Source organism: Acinetobacter sp. D009, from assembly GCF_038562025.1.
Taxonomy (GTDB): domain Bacteria; phylum Pseudomonadota; class Gammaproteobacteria; order Pseudomonadales; family Moraxellaceae; genus Acinetobacter; species Acinetobacter pittii.
The window spans coordinates 3,733,234-3,749,030 of sequence record NZ_CP151886.1; the positions used below are offsets into that span (position 1 = coordinate 3,733,234).

The window sequence follows — 15,797 nt, forward strand, 5'->3', positions numbered from 1 at the left end:
CACAACCATCGAATATCCTATCTATCGCAGAATCAATTTAAAAAAATGTAGTCCTGCCTCAAACAGTTGCAGATGACGCCTCCGAGTATCAGATTCCAATTAATCAACTTTTTAATTTATTACTTCTTTTTAGCAAATGCGTTGTCTAAGTAGTCTTCAAACGCATAGTAATTAATGCGTTCATATAACTCTTTACGCGTTTGCATAATATCAATCACGTTCTTTTGCGTGCCTTCTTTACGCAAGGTTTCATAGACAGTTTCGGCTGCTTTGTTCATGGCACGGAAAGCAGAAAGCGGATAAAGTGCAAGGCTTACATCAGCAGATGCTAACTCTTCGGTGGTAAACAATGGTGTAGAACCGAACTCGGTAATGTTCGCCAAAATTGGTGCGCCAGTCTTCTGAGCAAATTGCTTGTACATATCAAGCTCGGTAATTGCTTCAGGGAATAACATGTCTGCACCCGCTTCAATGTAAGCACCCGCACGGTCAATTGCAGCTTGTAAGCCATCTACTGCCAATGCGTCGGTACGAGCCATAATCACGAAGCTGTCATCACCACGCGCATCGACCGCAGCTTTAATACGGTCAACCATTTCTTCTTGAGTCACAATGGCTTTGTTCGGACGGTGACCACAACGTTTTGCGCCCACTTGGTCTTCAATGTGCATTGCCGCAGCACCAAACTTGATCAGTGCTTTTGTAGTACGAGCAATGTTAAATGCAGAAGCACCAAAACCTGTGTCAGCATCGACCAATAAAGGAAGATCACATACATCGGTAATACGGCGTACGTCTGTCAACACATCATCAAGGTTACTAATTCCCAAATCAGGTAAACCTAAAGAACCAGCGGCCACACCACCACCTGATAAGTAAATCGCTTTATAACCTGCACGTTTTGCCAAAAGTGCATGATTGGCGTTAATGGTTCCAACCACTTGTAATGGCTTTTCTTGGGCTACTGCATCGCGAAATAGCTGACCTGCGGATTGTTTAGCCATTGTTATGTTCTCCTTGTGCTTGTAGCAGTGTTTGCTCAATAATTTTGTAAGAAGCATTGATATGTCGATGCATGAGCAGCTCGGCAAGTTCACCATCGCCTTCTGCAATTGCATCTAAAATACGGATGTGTTCGTCCCAAGCTTTGCTCGGTCGATCGGGTGTGTTTGAAAACTGAATTCGGTACATACGGATGAGGTGATAAAGCTCATCACATAGCATTTTTTCTAGCGTTTTATTGCCACTACTTTTGATAATGCAGTAGTGAAAATCGTCCTGCCCTTCTTGCAAGTAATATCCCTTACCTGCTTTAAAGTTTTCATCTTCGGCATGCATACGCAAAACATCACGTAGCGCCAAAATTTGCTTTTTATCAATATGCTGTGCCGCAAGTTTGCAAGCCAAACCTTCTAAAGACGCACGAATCTGGTAAAGCTCTTTAAACTGTTGCAAGGATAACGAAACCACGCGCGCACCCACATGTGCAGTACGCTCAACCAAACGTTGCCCTTCAAGGCGATGAATCGCTTCGCGCAAAGGCCCACGACTAATACCATAAGTGCGTGCCAGTTCAGGTTCGGAAATCTTGCTGCCTGCCGGAATTTGACCCAAAACAATCGCCGTCTGTATTTGCTTAAATACATTCTCGGTCAGTGTTCTTCCCTGACTTTGTAATGGCTCTGGTGCGAAGGTCAAATCTTGCATATTGTCGACAATTTTTAATCAATTATGAGTTTTATAGCGGTATGAATGAAAAAAATCAAGGTGATTGTTGACACTTTACAGAACGCATCAGGTCAATTTTTATAGCCTCACCGCTTATATCACCTTATATTTAAAGCATTAAACCACTTGCCAATTAGTATTTATAAAACAGTTATTTAATATTATTTTACCTATAGATTTATGGCACTTTTTTAGCTACTTTTCGACCTCTAATCTTTTGTTTCAAACTTTAGTCTACAACCAATGTATTACAGCAAGATTGTAGACAATCTGCTTGAATGAAAGCATGAGTTAGAAATTAGTTTCTATTTACCGTAATTTCTTTTAAATCTTTTTATCATTTTCATCCAGAAAATATCGATATTAGTGAAATTATCAGGTGCTTCACGGTAGCTTTATTGATACATTATTGAGCATCGACATAGTTGTGGCGTATTTTTCGAGACAGAAAAAACCCAATACTATGCATATTGTTGAATGAAAGGACTTTTTTGATGTTTCAACATATCCCCCCATACGCAGGCGATCCAATTCTCTCTTTAATGGAACAGTTCAATGCTGATACTCGTTCTGGAAAAGTGAACTTGAGTATTGGTCTTTACTATAACGAAGACAGTATTGTTCCTCAGTTAGAGACCATTATTGAAGCGCAAAAGCGTATCGAGCCTAAAAACGGTAAAACCAAACTTTATTTGCCAATGGAAGGCTTCAAACCTTACCGTGAAGCAATTCAAGCACTTTTATTTGGTGCAAACAGCCCAGCAGTTAAAGCTGGCCGTGCTGTAACCATCCAAACACTTGGTGGTTCAGGTGCATTGAAAGTTGGTGCGGACTTTTTAAAAACTTATTTCCCAAATTCAGACGTTTGGGTAAGCCAACCAACTTGGGATAACCACGTTGCGATTTTCAATGGCGCTGGCATCAAAACTCATTTCTACCCATATTTCGACAACGAAACACGTGGTGTAGATTTTGACGGTATGCTTTCTACACTTAAAACTTTGCCTGAGCAAAGCATTGTGTTATTGCACCCATGCTGCCACAACCCAACTGGTGCTGACTTAAACCCAGCTCAATGGGACCAAGTAATTGCAGTATTAAAAGACCGTAACCTTATTCCATTCCTAGATATCGCTTACCAAGGTTTTGGTGACGGTATGGAAGAAGATGCGTATGCAATCCGTGCTTTAGACCAAGCGGGTCTAAACTTCATTGTGAGCAACTCGTTCTCTAAAATCTTCTCTTTATATGGCGAACGTGTTGGCGGCTTAACTTTCGTATGTGACGATGCAGAAGCTGCTCAGTGCACATTCGGTCAGTTAAAAGCGACTGTACGTCGTATTTACTCTAGCCCTCCTACTACAGGCGCTTGGTTAGTTGATGAAGTGTTAAATGACGCTGAACTTAACCAACAATGGCAAGGCGAAGTAAAAGAGATGCGTGAGCGTATTATTAAAATGCGTAGTATCTTGAAAGACGAACTTACTAAAGCATTACCAGATCGTGACTTTAGCTACCTTGTAAACCAAAAAGGTATGTTCAGTTACACAGGTTTAACTGCTGAGCAAGTTGATATCTTGCGTGAAGAATATGCAATCTACTTAGTACGTAGTGGTCGTATTTGTGTAGCAGGTTTAAACATGAACAATGTTTATACTGTTGCTAAAGCAGTTGCAGAAGTACTTGCTAAATCTGTAGAAGCTGCATAAGACATCTACAAAAAAAGGCGCTTCGGCGCCTTTTTTTATGTTTCGATATTAAGATTTAGCCTTGCCCCAATACTTCAGTTTTGAGGTATGTCCAATACCTACGTTAAAGCTGTTGGTTGGGTCGAGTTTTTGGTAAAAATTGGCCAATGCAGGTTTGGCAATGTAGAGATGCCCAACATTATGCTCTGCCGGATATTCAGCACGGCGTGCATCGAGTAATTTCCACATTTGATGTTCCATTTCTAAAGGGTCATGGCCCTTTTTAAGAATATAGTCTTGATGGAACACATGACAAAAGAAATGCCCATAATAGAGTTTATGGAGAATTTTCTTTTCCATCTCGGCTGGTAGTTGCTCTACCCACTCGCGGTCATTTCGACGTAACGCAATATCAAGCGCCACAATATCTTCAACTTCACTACGGTGCGTATCACGATAACGAATTGCAGCTCCTGCAATCGCAAAACGGTGTAAGAACGCCTTTCGGCCTTCCTCTTCGCTACATACGAAATAGTTACCTGACTGATGCACTGCAAAATATTCTTTTAAAAACTGCTCGGTCTGTGCTTTTGAATTATTTTCGACGCGTAAAACTAAATGATGCTCATAACGATCTCGATATTCGGTCATACGCTTCGGCAAATGACTCGGTAAAAAGAAGGTGATCGCTTGTAAAATATGGTCTGTTAAACCTTTAATTTTAAATCTTTCCAAAAAGCCATCGATTTTATCTTTCATCGCAAAAGCTTTGGGAACATTGGCTGTGCCAAATTTTTCAATAAATAAGAACGTATCTTTTCCGTACTTTTCACCAATTAAATAAGCATCTCGGTGAATATATTCGCCTGCAATCGGTAGACTTGGCAGTGAGGTCAGTAAATAACGGCGAATCGCTGTTAAATCATCAGCATCATTAGTACCAATATAAAAGACATTACTTTCTACTTTTTCATAAGTATCAAGACGTACAGCAAACACACAGACTTTACCTGCCGAACCCGAAGCCTCAAACAAACGTGACGGGTCTGCATTAAAACGTGCAGGTGTATCTTCATCAACTTGTGTCACATCATGCGCATAGCGATGATCCGACGCCTGCTTTTCGCTATCATCTAAAATATCTGCGGCTTGATATTTCTGCTTCTCTAAACGTGTCAGAATTTCTTCAGGAGTCGAACCTAAATTCACCCCTAAATGGTTCACTAGTTCTAACTGACCAGCAGCATTAACCTGAGCATATAACGCCAGTTCAGTATACGCAGGACCACGGCGTACCAAAGCACCGCCAGAATTATTACACACACCGCCCAGTACCGAAGCACCAATACAAGATGAACCAATTACTGAATGTGGTTCACGGTCATAACCTTTTAAAATTTGTTCTAAATTATCTAAGGTTGCACCTGGTAAACAAATGACTTGCTTGCCGTCATGGATGACCTGAATGCCCTTTAATCGGCGCGTACTCATCACCAAAACAGGACGGTCATAATCATCGCCATATGGGGTTGAACCACCAGTGAGTCCTGTATTTGCCGCCTGCATAATCACAATACAGTCTGCCTCAATCGCAGCTTGGAGTACCCGCCATTGCTCTAGCAATGTGCCCGGCACCACCACAGCAAGTACTTTCCCCTCGCCAAAACGACGTCCTTGTCGGTACTGACGCGTGCTTTGATCATCGGTCAACACATGCGAACGCCCTACAATGTTTTGTAAACGGTCAATCACTGCTTGAGGAGAAAATGTTTGCATGATGGTTTCCTTTTGGTCATCCATTTATCAAATTAGACCAACACGACGGCATCTTACCGTTTGTAATTTATAATTTAATTAGCTCATTCTCTAATGTGAATCAGCCCTACATTTACTATCGCGGTTGGCGGCATGGATGCCGCCTGTTGAGCAACCGTACAAGGACGTAAGGTTTGCTCAACAAAAGGTTTTTGGTTACTTTTGACCTTTCAAAAGTGACAAATGCCTATATGTAAAACATTAGCAAATCACCAAATTCTGAGGCTGTGCTTATTGCTTCACTTAAAAAGTTATTTCTTAAAAACCTTGTTTCATCGCCTGTACTAAACAATCCGCATTAATATCCGAAATCGACTTAGCACCTGTGAGCGTCATCGCAACACGCATTTCTTTATCGATCAAATCAAGCAAGTTCGACACCCCTTGCCCACCTGCTGCCGCCAAGGCATAAACAAATGCACGGCCAAGTAAAACCGTATCGGCACCGAGCGCCAACATACGCACCACGTCTAAACCATTACGAATGCCTGAGTCAGCCAAAATGGCCAAATCACCTTTCACGGCATCGGCAATTGCAGGCAATGCACGAGCAGACGACATCACACCATCTAACTGACGACCACCGTGATTTGATACCACAATCCCATCTGCACCCAAACGCACAGCATCTTTCGCATCTTCAGGGTCTAAAATACCCTTAATTACCATTGGGCCATCCCAAAACTCACGAATCCACTCAAGGTCTTTCCATGAAATTGATGGGTCAAAGTTTGAGCCTAACCAGCCGATATAGTCTTCAAGTCCAGTCGGTTTACCTAAATATTTAGAGATATTACCCAAGTCGTGCGGACGACCCATTAAGCCGACATTCCATGACCAATGTGGGTGGAACATAGACTGCATATAACGGCGCATCGCAGCATTTGGCCCACTCATACCAGAATGAGCATCACGGTAACGTGCACCCGGCACAGGCATATCTACGGTAAACACAAGTGTTGAGCAGCCTGCCGCTTTTGCACGTTCCAAAGCATTACGCATAAAACCACGGTCGCGTAATACATAAAGCTGGAACCACATCGGGCGATTAATTGCAGGTGCAACTTCTTCAATCGGACAAACAGAAACCGTTGAAAGCGTAAATGGAATGCCCTTTTTATCGGCTGCCATTGCGGCTTGCACTTCACCACGGCGTGCATACATACCTGTTAAACCCACAGGTGCCAAAGCAACTGGCATCGACAATGTTTCATTAAACAGTTTTGTCTCTAAACTTAACGCTGACATGTCATTGAGCACACGTTGACGCAATGCAATCTCTGACAAATCTTGTACGTTACGCTTTAAGGTATATTCCGAATACGCTCCACCATCAATGTAGTGAAATAAAAATGGCGGTAAGCGACGTTGTGCCGCAGCACGGTAATCATTGCCAGAAGAAATAATCATTTTGAATCAACTCTATTTAAACGGTTTGCACGTTTCTGGCGAGCTTCGTCTTCATCCAGAGAACGCACATGATTAATCACAAATTCAATATGACCGCAGACAGCTTGGCGTGCGGCCTCGGGATCTTTACGATCAATAGCATCCATCACCTGAAAATGCTGCTCGCTTAGCAAGTCACCATTGACTGGGTCGTTATAAACTTTTTTACGCCCTAACAAGACGTTGTATTGCAGCAAATCAAACAAGCTACGCATCATTTGAATCAGCACCACATTGTGAGAGGCTTCAGCAATCGCCAAGTGGAACTCAGCATCCGCCACAGCAGCCTGTGCTGAGTCACCTGCATTTTGATGTCGACTAATTTCATTAAAATAATGATGAATTTTGGCGCGATCTTCAGGCGTTGAGCGCAATGCGGCATACCATGCCGTGCCACCTTCAAGTAGTAGCCGCGCCTCTTGCACATCAAAACGGTAGAGTGGATCTTCTTCAATCAGGTTACTAATCGGGTTCACAATGAGTTGCTGTGGCCACTGTTCAGGTAACTGCTGAATATAAGTCCCATCACCGCGGCGGCTACTGAGCACCCCTTGACTATTGAGCTGTTGAATTGCTTCGCGCAAAGACGGACGAGAAACTCCCAAGCTAGTTGCAAGCTGGCGCTCGGCAGGCAAACGGTCACCCTTTTTCATGTGACGCTCTTCAATTAATGCCTGCAATTTCATGACCACTTGATCGGAGATTCTCATCGCGTTTCCTTCACTGGAGTTATGGAATCATCCACGGAACAAGATAAGCCTGAACCGTAATAATGATGCCAACAAAGACAGTGAATATGATGCTATGTTTTACCGTGAAACGGAACAAGTCAGACTCTTTTCCAACTAAGCCTACCGCAGCACAAGCGATAGCAATCGACTGCGGAGAAATCATTTTACCTGTCACACCACCGCTGGTATTGGCAGCCACAAGCAATACTTCTGGAATACCAATTTGCTGAGCTGTGGTTGCCTGTAGTGCCGAGAACAAAGCATTTGAAGAGGTATCTGAACCCGTAAGGAATACACCAAGCCAACCCAAAAATGGTGAGAAGAAAGTAAACGCATGACCCGTATGTGATAGAGCCAAAGCTAAAGTTGCAGATAAACCTGAGTAGTTCGCAATAAAAGCAAATGCCAACACCATACCAATCGAGTAAATCGGTGTTTTTAACTCATTGAGTGTTTCACCAAAAGTCGTTAGTGCCTCACTTGCTTTCATTTTCAAGAAAATAGCAGTGATGATTGCAGCAATAAAAATTGCAGTACCTGTTGCAGAGAACCAGTCAAACTTATAAATCGCTTCATATGGTTTCATCTCTGCCACAATTGGTGGCATTTTTTCGACCAATTTATGCAAATACGGTACTTCAAGTTTAAAAATCCAGTGCTCAAGAGCGCCATCTTTTGCAAATAATGCTTTAAATGGCTTAATACTCCAGATGGTGACCATCACGGTTAAGATGGCAAATGGAGACCATGCCTTCACAATTTTGCCAATGCTATAACGTTGAACCGTAGTAGGTTGTTGAGTTAAAGTTTGACCCGCCTCAGGTTCAAAACGGAAAATATGTTTTGGTTTCCAAACACGGAACAGTAAAGTTAAGCTCACTAATGATGCAATTGCTGCGGTAATGTCTGGTAATTCAGGGCCAATGAAGTTAGAAGTGAGATACTGAGCAATCGCAAACGAACCACCACCGACAACTACCGCAGGCCAAGTTTCTTTAACACCACGCCAGCCATCCATAATCGCCATAATCCAGAACAGCACGATCAGCGTTAAAAACGGCAACTGACGACCCACCATCTGGCTAATTTCCATGGTATCTACACCAGAAACTTGCCCCGCCACAATAATTGGAATACCCATTGCACCGAATGCCACTGGCGCCGTATTTACAATTAAACATAAACCAGCAGCGTAAAGTGGCTTAAAGCCTAAACCAACAAGGAGTGCAGCGGTAATCGCAACTGGAGCACCAAAGCCAGCCGCCCCTTCTAAGAAAGTACCAAAGGCAAAACCAACCAATAACATTTGCAGACGTTGGTCTTCGGTAATTGACAAAATGCTTGAGCGGATAACTTCAAACTGGCCTGTTTTTACCGAAATCTTGTATAGAAAAACTGCCCCGATAATGATCCATGAAATTGGCCATAGACCGTAGAAGAAACCGTAAATAATGGATGCAAAGGCCATTTGACCCGGCATTTGATAGAAAAAGAGCGCAATCAATAATGCAATAATGACTGTGCCCGTACCCGCGATACTGCCTTTTAAACGAAAAACTGCTAATGCTAAAAAGAAGAAAATAATCGGGATTAATGCAATCGCACTGGACAGCCAAATATTATTTAAAGGGTCATAAAGTTGTTGCCACATATTGAGCATTGTCATCTCCTTGAAATGCCGGGGCGAATTTTTGTACCTTAAATTCTTAAACATTTAACACAATTGGTATGACCAATTAAAAATTAAGTGCAAATGTTGTTCCTTAAACCACAGACCGCATCATAAACACAGATATTGGTAAGATCAATCATTAAATAATCACTATAATTGGTAAGACCAATAGTACTAAGCAAAATCAAGCTCTTTCTAATTTAGAAATTTTCTTATTAGACTAAAGTCTTAAAAATACTTTCTTATAAACTTAAATAAGACTTACAGAAATGAAGTGAAAAATTTGAACATAAAACAATAAACATAATCATTTATTGATAAATGTATAATAATGCCCAAAACTTAAATCATTTGTATTGAACTGAATAATGACTACTTTAACCTGTTTTAAAGCCTATGATATCCGAGGCAAACTCGGCACCGAATTGAATGAAGAAATCGCCTATAAAATTGGCCGCGCGTACGGACAAATCTATAAACCAAAGACTGTGGTTGTAGGTTGTGATATTCGTCTAAGCAGTGAATCTTTAAAACAAGCAACCATCCACGGCCTAAATGATGCAGGTGTAAATGTGCTTGATTTAGGCATGACGGGAACTGAAGAAGTTTACTTCGCAGCTTTTCATTTAGATGTACAAGGTGGAATTGAAGTTACTGCTAGTCATAACCCAATGGACTATAACGGTATGAAATTGGTTCGCGAAAATGCTCGTCCAATTAGTGCCGATACAGGTTTAAAAGAAATTCAGGCTTTAGCAGAAACTAATCACTTTGAAGAAGTTAGCCAAAAAGGTACAACGCAAAGCTATAACATTTTGCCTGAGTTCGTTGATCACCTAATGACCTATATTGAACCAGCAAAAATCCGCCCACTTAAGTTGGTGGTTAATGCTGGTAATGGTGCAGCTGGTCACGTCATTGATGCCATTGAAGAAAAATTTAAAGCACTTAACGTACCAGTTGAATTTATTAAAATTCATCATGAAGCAGATGGTACTTTTCCAAATGGCATCCCTAACCCAATTTTAATTGAAAACCGTGACAGTACCCGAAATGCTGTGCTTGAGCATAAAGCAGATATGGGAATTGCTTGGGACGGCGACTTTGACCGCTGTTTCTTGTTTGATGAGAAGGGCCAATTTATTGAAGGCTACTATATTGTTGGACTCTTGGCTCAAGCTTTCTTAATCAAACAGTCAGGCGAAAAAATTGTTCATGACCCACGTTTAGTCTGGAACACATTTGATATCGTCGATGAATACAAAGGCATTGCCGTACAGTCAAAATCTGGTCATGCATTCATTAAAGATGTCATGCGTGAACACAATGCGGTATATGGCGGTGAAATGAGTGCCCATCACTATTTCCGTGACTTTGCTTACTGCGACAGCGGCATGATTCCGTGGTTACTGACCGTTGCCCTACTTTCTGAAACAGGACAATCACTTTCAACACTCGTTGAAAATATGATTACCAAATTTCCTTGTAGTGGTGAAATCAACTTTAAAGTAGCTGATACACAAACCACTATTCAAAAGATTTTCGACTTCTATGCCGATCAAAATCCACAAATTGACCGTACTGATGGTGTAAGCCTCGACTTTGGCGCATGGCGTTTTAATGTCCGTGCTTCAAATACTGAACCGCTATTACGACTCAACATTGAAAGCCGTGCAGACCGTCAAGCTCAGCCAATGCAGCATTATGTAGATGAATTGACTGGGTTGATTCAAAGCTAATCAAAAATAAAAAAGGAGCAATTTGCTCCTTTTTTTATTGTTATTTACTTAATTATAGCCATTAGGATTCTGCTTCTGCCAATTCCAGCTATCAGCAAGCATATCTTCTAAACCATATTGCGGCTGCCAACCCAATTCAGCAACTGCACGACTATTGTCTGCAAAAGATGTGGCTACATCTCCAGATCTCCGCGGTGCAAATTCAAAAGCTACAGGCACGCCATTAACTTTTTCAAATGTATCCTTAACTTGCAAAACAGATGAACCATTACCCGTACCGATATTCCATGCACGACAACCTGTCGCATTCAATCGGTTATTGAGAGCACATAAGTGCGCATTCGCTAAATCGACCACATGGATATAGTCACGCACACCAGTACCATCCACAGTTTCATAATCATTACCATAAATGGATAGTTTCTCGCGGCGACCAACAGCAACTTGTGTCACATACGGCATTAAATTATTTGGAATACCCTGTGGGTCTTCCCCAATACGTCCACTTTTATGTGCACCGACTGGGTTAAAATAACGAAGTAATGCGATTGACCATTTTGGATTAGATGCGGACAATTTTTGTAATAATTGCTCAACAATCAGTTTAGTATAGCCATAGTTATTACTTGGCATACCTGTTGGCATTTCTTCATTTAATGGAGATATATTGGCTTCATCATAAACTGTTGCAGATGAGCTAAATACAAGCGTATAGACACCTGCCTTTTCCATCGATTTAACCAGTTGAACGCTGCCGGCAATATTATTATCAAAATAAATGAGTGGCTTTTCCTGACTTTCACCCACTGCTTTCAAACCTGCGAAGTGAATAACAGCATCAATAGTATGTATTTGAAATACACGGTCCAACTCATCTGCATTGCGGATGTCACCATGTACAAAAGTTAAACTTTTTTGGGCGATATCTTGAACTCTATTTAAAGATTCTTCAGAACTATTTGAAAGATTATCAAAAACAACAACTTCATGACCAGCCTGCAAAAGTTCAACACATGTGTGTGAACCAATATAACCTGCGCCACCAGTGACTAGAATTTTAGCCATCTACTTTTCCTAACAAAATTTTAATTAATCCACGTGTTGAAGCGTCAAGTTTTGAAGAATCATTTTGAACGCCACTTAAAATCGGGAGTAACTGATCAGCGATCTGTTTACCCTTTTCAACTCCCCACTGGTCAAATGGATTAATATTCCAAATTACAGATTGAACAAAAACTTTATGTTCATATAAAGCAATTAACATTCCTAAACTATAAGGATTAAGTTCTTTTAATAATAAGGTAGAACTCGGCTGATTACCTTCATATTGCTTATAAATTGGCAGATTTTCTAATTCAGTTGAATCCAAAGCTTCATTACCGAAAGCCAATAAGCGTGATTGCGCCAAGCAATTAGAGAGAGCAAGATGATGTTGCTCAACTAAGGCATCTGCGTTTTCAGCATAGGTAAAGTGGTCTGCATTATAACGTTGAATTGGTGCAATAAAATCACAACTGACTGCTTGGGAGCCTTGATGTAGCAATTGATAGAACGCATGCTGAGCATTTGGACCAACTTCACCCCACACAATTGGGCAAGTATCTAGCTCAACTTTTTGACCATTGCGCTGCACCGACTTGCCATTAGACTCCATCTCTAATTGTTGTAAATAAGCAGCAAAATATTTTAAACGTCCATCATAAGGCAAGACCGCATGAGTCTGAATATTTAAAAAATTATTATTCCAAATTCCTAATAATGCCATTAAAACAGGAATATTTTGATCAAAACTCGTATTTTGAAAATGCTCATCGACGGCGTGAGCCCCTGCTAAAAGTTGCTTAAACCCGTCAACACCAATCGTCAAAGCAATAGGTAAACCAATACAAGACCATAGTGAATAACGGCCACCTACCCAATCCCACAGCAATAATTGATTTTCAGGCGCAATTCCCCATTCAGACATTTTGTCAGCTTTTGTGGACACACCAATAAAATGGCTTTTTAATACGCGGGCATGTTTCCCTAACGTTTTTTCTAACCACTGACGCACTGTTTGGGCATTTGATAAGGTATCAATCGTTCCAAAAGATTTTGAAGAAATAATAAATAAAGTAGTTTCTGGGCGAAGTTGATGGAGCAGTTCTGATAGCTGACTACCATCCATCGTTGAAACAAAATGAGTGTTAAGGGGCTTAGCCGTTTTCACCTTAAAATCAGACAGCGCATGAGTCACCATTTGTGGCCCTAAATCAGAACCACCCACTCCAATATTGACAACATCTTGGATCACTTCACCAGTAGCACCACGATATTGCCCTGCATGGATTTTTTCCACTAAGGTATACATACGTTCTAACTGACTATGAACTTGTTCTGTTAAATCTGGAAACTTTAAATAATCAGCTGGTAAACGCAATGCCCAGTGCATTGCTTCACGTTGTTCGGTACAGTTAATTTTATCTTGTGAAAAAAGACGATTAATCCATTGGGTTAAATTTTTATTCTTCGCAAGAGCTACTAACTGTTCTAAAATATCCTTAGTTACTCGGTGCTTACTGTAATCAAAAAATAATTGATCAAACTTTACTGAGTAATTATGAAAACGATCTGGCTCTAAAGCAAATAACTCTTTGATATGTAATTTTGAGTTTTCTTCACCTAAAGTTTGAAGATGAGCTAGAGGCGAGACTAATTCCTTCGGAAATTGCTCAATTGATTTACTCATAAGCGACCTACTCCTTCATAAGCAAAGCCTTTCGCTTTTACATATGCTGGATCATAAATATTACGTCCATCTAAAATTAACGGATGTTTCATTAACTGTTGTAGTTGCTTAAAGTCAGGGCTCCAATATTGCTTCCAAGCCGTGACGAGGCACAATGCATGAGCATCTTGTGCAGCCTGATATTGATCAGTGCATAAAATTAAATCTTCACGAACCCCATAAGTCGCAGCTATTTCATCTAAAGCTTGAGGATCGTGCAGGCGCACTATTACGCCTTGTGCCCATAACGCCGCCAATAAAATATGAATCGGTGAGTTATGTATATTTGAAGTATTTTCTTTAAAAGAAGCACCCCAAATCGCAACCGTTTTACCATTTAGACTACAGTGATAATAATTCCATAATTTACGGAATAAAATTTCTTTTTGCTGCTCATTAATCGCCCAAACCTGTTCTAAAAGACGGCTTTTTGTTCCTGTTTCAGATACAGTGCTCGAAAGGGTTAAAATATCGTGTGAAAAATTCTCACCACCAAATCCTACACCAGGCGATAAATATGCAGCACCAATTCGTGTATCAGCAGCAATACCATGCTTTACATTCGCAATATCAATACCTAACTTTTCGGCAACCATAGCTAAGTCATTCATATAACTAATGCGGGTCGCCAACATACCCGAGATACTAAGTTTGGTAAACTCCGCATCTAAAATTGGCATAAATAAATATTGATAGCTAAATTGGAAAAATGGACGCAATAGCTCTTGCATGGTTTCACTTGCATCCCTAGATTCAACACCAATAATGACATGTTTTACATTCAATACACTATTGATAGCATTACCCTCCTGAATCACATCAGGAAAGTAAACCCACTCATGTTTTGGCAAATGCTGTTTTAATTTTTCTGTACCGTGTAAACCAAAAGTTGAACCATTAATCATTAATCTAGGATGAACAATTGGTCGCTCACTCAGTTTTTGTACGGTTTTTAAAGCAAGTTCAATTTGTGTGGGACTAAAACAAAATAAATATACTTCAATATCTAAAGGAATCTCGGAAAAAGCACTTTCTTTTAAAAAACCAGCTTTTCTTTGTTTATTTAAATAATTATTTACTTCTTGATCTTGATACGTAAGGACAGAAATATCTTCTTCACAACTTACACAGGTACACCAATAAATTTGGTTACCATATTCAGCTAATAATGCCGCCATAACACCGGCATGTAACGTTGTTCCAAATACTGCGATTTTCATTGCACACCTGATTTATAGATTTCTATTCCTTTTCCAGGAAAAGAATATACTGCTCTGCTACCATATTCAGCAGTTTTTACAAATACTTAAGCAGAGCTACAAAACTTTATAGTTTAAGTTCTTGAATCAGATGTTTAAATTCTAATCCCAATTTAGGGTGTGCAACACCATAATGTAGTACAGCTTTCAAATAACCAAGTTTACTGCCACAGTCAAAAGTTTGGCCCTGCATCCGATAGGCTTCCACAATGTCTGTACTTTGAAGCATCGCAATAGCATCAGTTAACTGAATTTCATTACCTGCTCCTTTCGGCGTATTCTCTAGAAGCTGCATAATCTTGGCAGGTAAAATATAACGTCCGACTACAGATAAATTAGAAGGTGCAGAGCCGACAGCAGGTTTTTCGACAATACCCTGCATGACAATACTTTCACCCTCAGCCGGGCTCTGTTTTACATCAACAATCCCATATTGATCTACTAAATGATCGGGTACTGCTTCAACCATGATTTGAGCAGCTTGACTCACTTCATAACGAGAAATCATACGCGATAAATCATTTTGCCCTGAGTTATCTTTAACCAATACATCTGGTAACAACACAGCAAAATCATCTTGCCCAATAATACTTTTTGCGCATAACACAGCATGCCCCAAACCCAAAGGTTGAGGCTGTCTTACACTCACTACACTTACATGAGGTGGGATAATCTGAGTAATCTCATCAAGCAGATCAAACTTTTTCTTCTGCTCTAAAGTCGTTTCAAGTTCAAAGTTTCGATCAAAATAATTTTCAATTGATGCTTTAGATGAGTGCGTTACCAGAATAATTTGCTCAATTCCTGCTTCTACAGCTTCACGCACTACATATTCAATCGCAGGACGATCAACTACTGTGACCATTTCTTTAGGAATTGACTTACTTGCCGGTAAAAAACGTGTACCTAATCCAGCTACAGGTAAAACTGCCTTTTTAATCACACATTC

12 protein-coding genes and 1 pseudogene are annotated in these 15,797 nt (G+C 40.5%); 3 read left to right on the top strand and 10 right to left on the bottom strand.

Annotation, left to right across the window (positions count from 1 at the left end):
- Positions 1–119: 119 nt before the first annotated feature.
- Together prpB and AAC388_RS17810 are read right to left on the bottom strand one after the other, a co-directional pair.
- Positions 120–1,004, bottom strand: a complete 885-nt coding sequence (prpB, locus tag AAC388_RS17805) for a methylisocitrate lyase (RefSeq protein WP_005071840.1) — start codon at positions 1,002–1,004, stop codon at positions 120–122.
- Positions 997–1,707, bottom strand: a complete 711-nt coding sequence (locus tag AAC388_RS17810) for a GntR family transcriptional regulator (protein ID WP_001153627.1) — start codon at positions 1,705–1,707, stop codon at positions 997–999. Before AAC388_RS17810 ends, prpB begins: the two co-directional genes overlap by 8 nt.
- A 45-nt stretch (positions 1,708–1,752) precedes the next feature.
- Between AAC388_RS17810 and AAC388_RS17815 the strand changes: the two are divergent.
- Together AAC388_RS17815 and AAC388_RS17820 are read left to right on the top strand one after the other, a co-directional pair.
- Positions 1,753–1,887 (top strand): annotated as a pseudogene (locus tag AAC388_RS17815) (hypothetical protein).
- 335 nt (positions 1,888–2,222) lie between these two features.
- On the top strand, positions 2,223–3,437 hold the full coding sequence (locus AAC388_RS17820; RefSeq protein WP_005309021.1) for an amino acid aminotransferase: 1,215 nt from the start codon (positions 2,223–2,225) through the stop codon (positions 3,435–3,437).
- 48 nt (positions 3,438–3,485) lie between these two features.
- Here AAC388_RS17820 and dld read toward each other — a convergent pair whose 3' ends face one another.
- The 4 genes from dld to lldP all read right to left on the bottom strand — a co-directional run bounded on the left by dld (position 3,486) and on the right by lldP (position 9,077).
- Positions 3,486–5,192: a D-lactate dehydrogenase gene (gene dld, locus AAC388_RS17825; protein ID WP_342371001.1), complete on the bottom strand. Its 1,707-nt coding sequence runs from the start codon at positions 5,190–5,192 to the stop codon at positions 3,486–3,488.
- Between the two features lie 297 nt (positions 5,193–5,489).
- Entirely contained in the window at positions 5,490–6,641 is a 1,152-nt protein-coding gene (lldD, locus tag AAC388_RS17830) for an FMN-dependent L-lactate dehydrogenase LldD (RefSeq protein ID WP_304398294.1), read from the bottom strand.
- A complete protein-coding gene (lldR, locus tag AAC388_RS17835; RefSeq protein ID WP_002120807.1) occupies positions 6,638–7,390 on the bottom strand; it encodes a transcriptional regulator LldR in 753 nt (250 codons plus the stop codon). The genes lldD and lldR overlap by 4 nt, the downstream gene beginning before the upstream one ends.
- Before the next feature lie 19 nt (positions 7,391–7,409).
- Positions 7,410–9,077, bottom strand: coding sequence for an L-lactate permease (lldP, locus tag AAC388_RS17840; protein ID WP_342371002.1), 1,668 nt, complete (start codon positions 9,075–9,077; stop codon positions 7,410–7,412).
- Positions 9,078–9,451: 374 nt separating this feature from the next.
- Between lldP and AAC388_RS17845 the strand changes: the two genes are divergently transcribed.
- Positions 9,452–10,822 carry a phosphomannomutase CpsG gene (locus AAC388_RS17845; protein ID WP_342371003.1) on the top strand — a complete coding sequence of 457 codons (1,371 nt, stop codon included), beginning with the start codon at positions 9,452–9,454 and terminating at the stop codon, positions 10,820–10,822.
- 48 nt (positions 10,823–10,870) lie between these two features.
- Here AAC388_RS17845 and galE read toward each other — a convergent pair whose 3' ends face one another.
- The 4 genes from galE to galU all read right to left on the bottom strand — a co-directional run bounded on the left by galE (position 10,871) and on the right by galU (position 15,791).
- Positions 10,871–11,887: a UDP-glucose 4-epimerase GalE gene (gene galE, locus AAC388_RS17850; protein ID WP_069121877.1), complete on the bottom strand. Its 1,017-nt coding sequence runs from the start codon at positions 11,885–11,887 to the stop codon at positions 10,871–10,873.
- Positions 11,880–13,550: a glucose-6-phosphate isomerase gene (gene pgi / locus AAC388_RS17855; RefSeq protein ID WP_342371004.1), complete on the bottom strand. Its 1,671-nt coding sequence runs from the start codon at positions 13,548–13,550 to the stop codon at positions 11,880–11,882. The genes galE and pgi overlap by 8 nt, the downstream gene beginning before the upstream one ends.
- On the bottom strand, positions 13,547–14,809 hold the full coding sequence (locus tag AAC388_RS17860; protein WP_342371005.1) for a nucleotide sugar dehydrogenase: 1,263 nt from the start codon (positions 14,807–14,809) through the stop codon (positions 13,547–13,549). Before AAC388_RS17860 ends, pgi begins: the two co-directional genes overlap by 4 nt.
- 106 nt (positions 14,810–14,915) lie before the next feature.
- The gene (gene galU, locus AAC388_RS17865) at positions 14,916–15,791 is read right to left on the bottom strand and encodes a UTP--glucose-1-phosphate uridylyltransferase GalU (protein ID WP_032053498.1); all 876 of its coding nucleotides are present in this window, start codon (positions 15,789–15,791) and stop codon (positions 14,916–14,918) included.
- Positions 15,792–15,797: the final 6 nt, after the last annotated feature.

Excerpts from the sequence above, each read along its gene's own strand:
- pgi (WP_342371004.1), bottom strand. The coding sequence starts at position 13,550 with ATGAGTAAATCAATTGAGCAATTTCCGAAGGAATTAGTCTCGCCTCTA.
- AAC388_RS17810 (WP_001153627.1), bottom strand. The coding sequence starts at position 1,707 with ATGCAAGATTTGACCTTCGCACCAGAGCCATTACAAAGTCAGGGAAGA.
- prpB (WP_005071840.1), bottom strand. The coding sequence starts at position 1,004 with ATGGCTAAACAATCCGCAGGTCAGCTATTTCGCGATGCAGTAGCCCAA.
- lldD (WP_304398294.1), bottom strand. The coding sequence starts at position 6,641 with ATGATTATTTCTTCTGGCAATGATTACCGTGCTGCGGCACAACGTCGC.
- AAC388_RS17845 (WP_342371003.1), top strand. The coding sequence starts at position 9,452 with ATGACTACTTTAACCTGTTTTAAAGCCTATGATATCCGAGGCAAACTC.
- lldP (WP_342371002.1), bottom strand. The coding sequence starts at position 9,077 with ATGACAATGCTCAATATGTGGCAACAACTTTATGACCCTTTAAATAAT.
- galE (WP_069121877.1), bottom strand. The coding sequence starts at position 11,887 with ATGGCTAAAATTCTAGTCACTGGTGGCGCAGGTTATATTGGTTCACAC.
- lldR (WP_002120807.1), bottom strand. The coding sequence starts at position 7,390 with ATGAGAATCTCCGATCAAGTGGTCATGAAATTGCAGGCATTAATTGAA.
- dld (WP_342371001.1), bottom strand. The coding sequence starts at position 5,192 with ATGCAAACATTTTCTCCTCAAGCAGTGATTGACCGTTTACAAAACATT.
- AAC388_RS17820 (WP_005309021.1), top strand. The coding sequence starts at position 2,223 with ATGTTTCAACATATCCCCCCATACGCAGGCGATCCAATTCTCTCTTTA.
- AAC388_RS17860 (WP_342371005.1), bottom strand. The coding sequence starts at position 14,809 with ATGAAAATCGCAGTATTTGGAACAACGTTACATGCCGGTGTTATGGCG.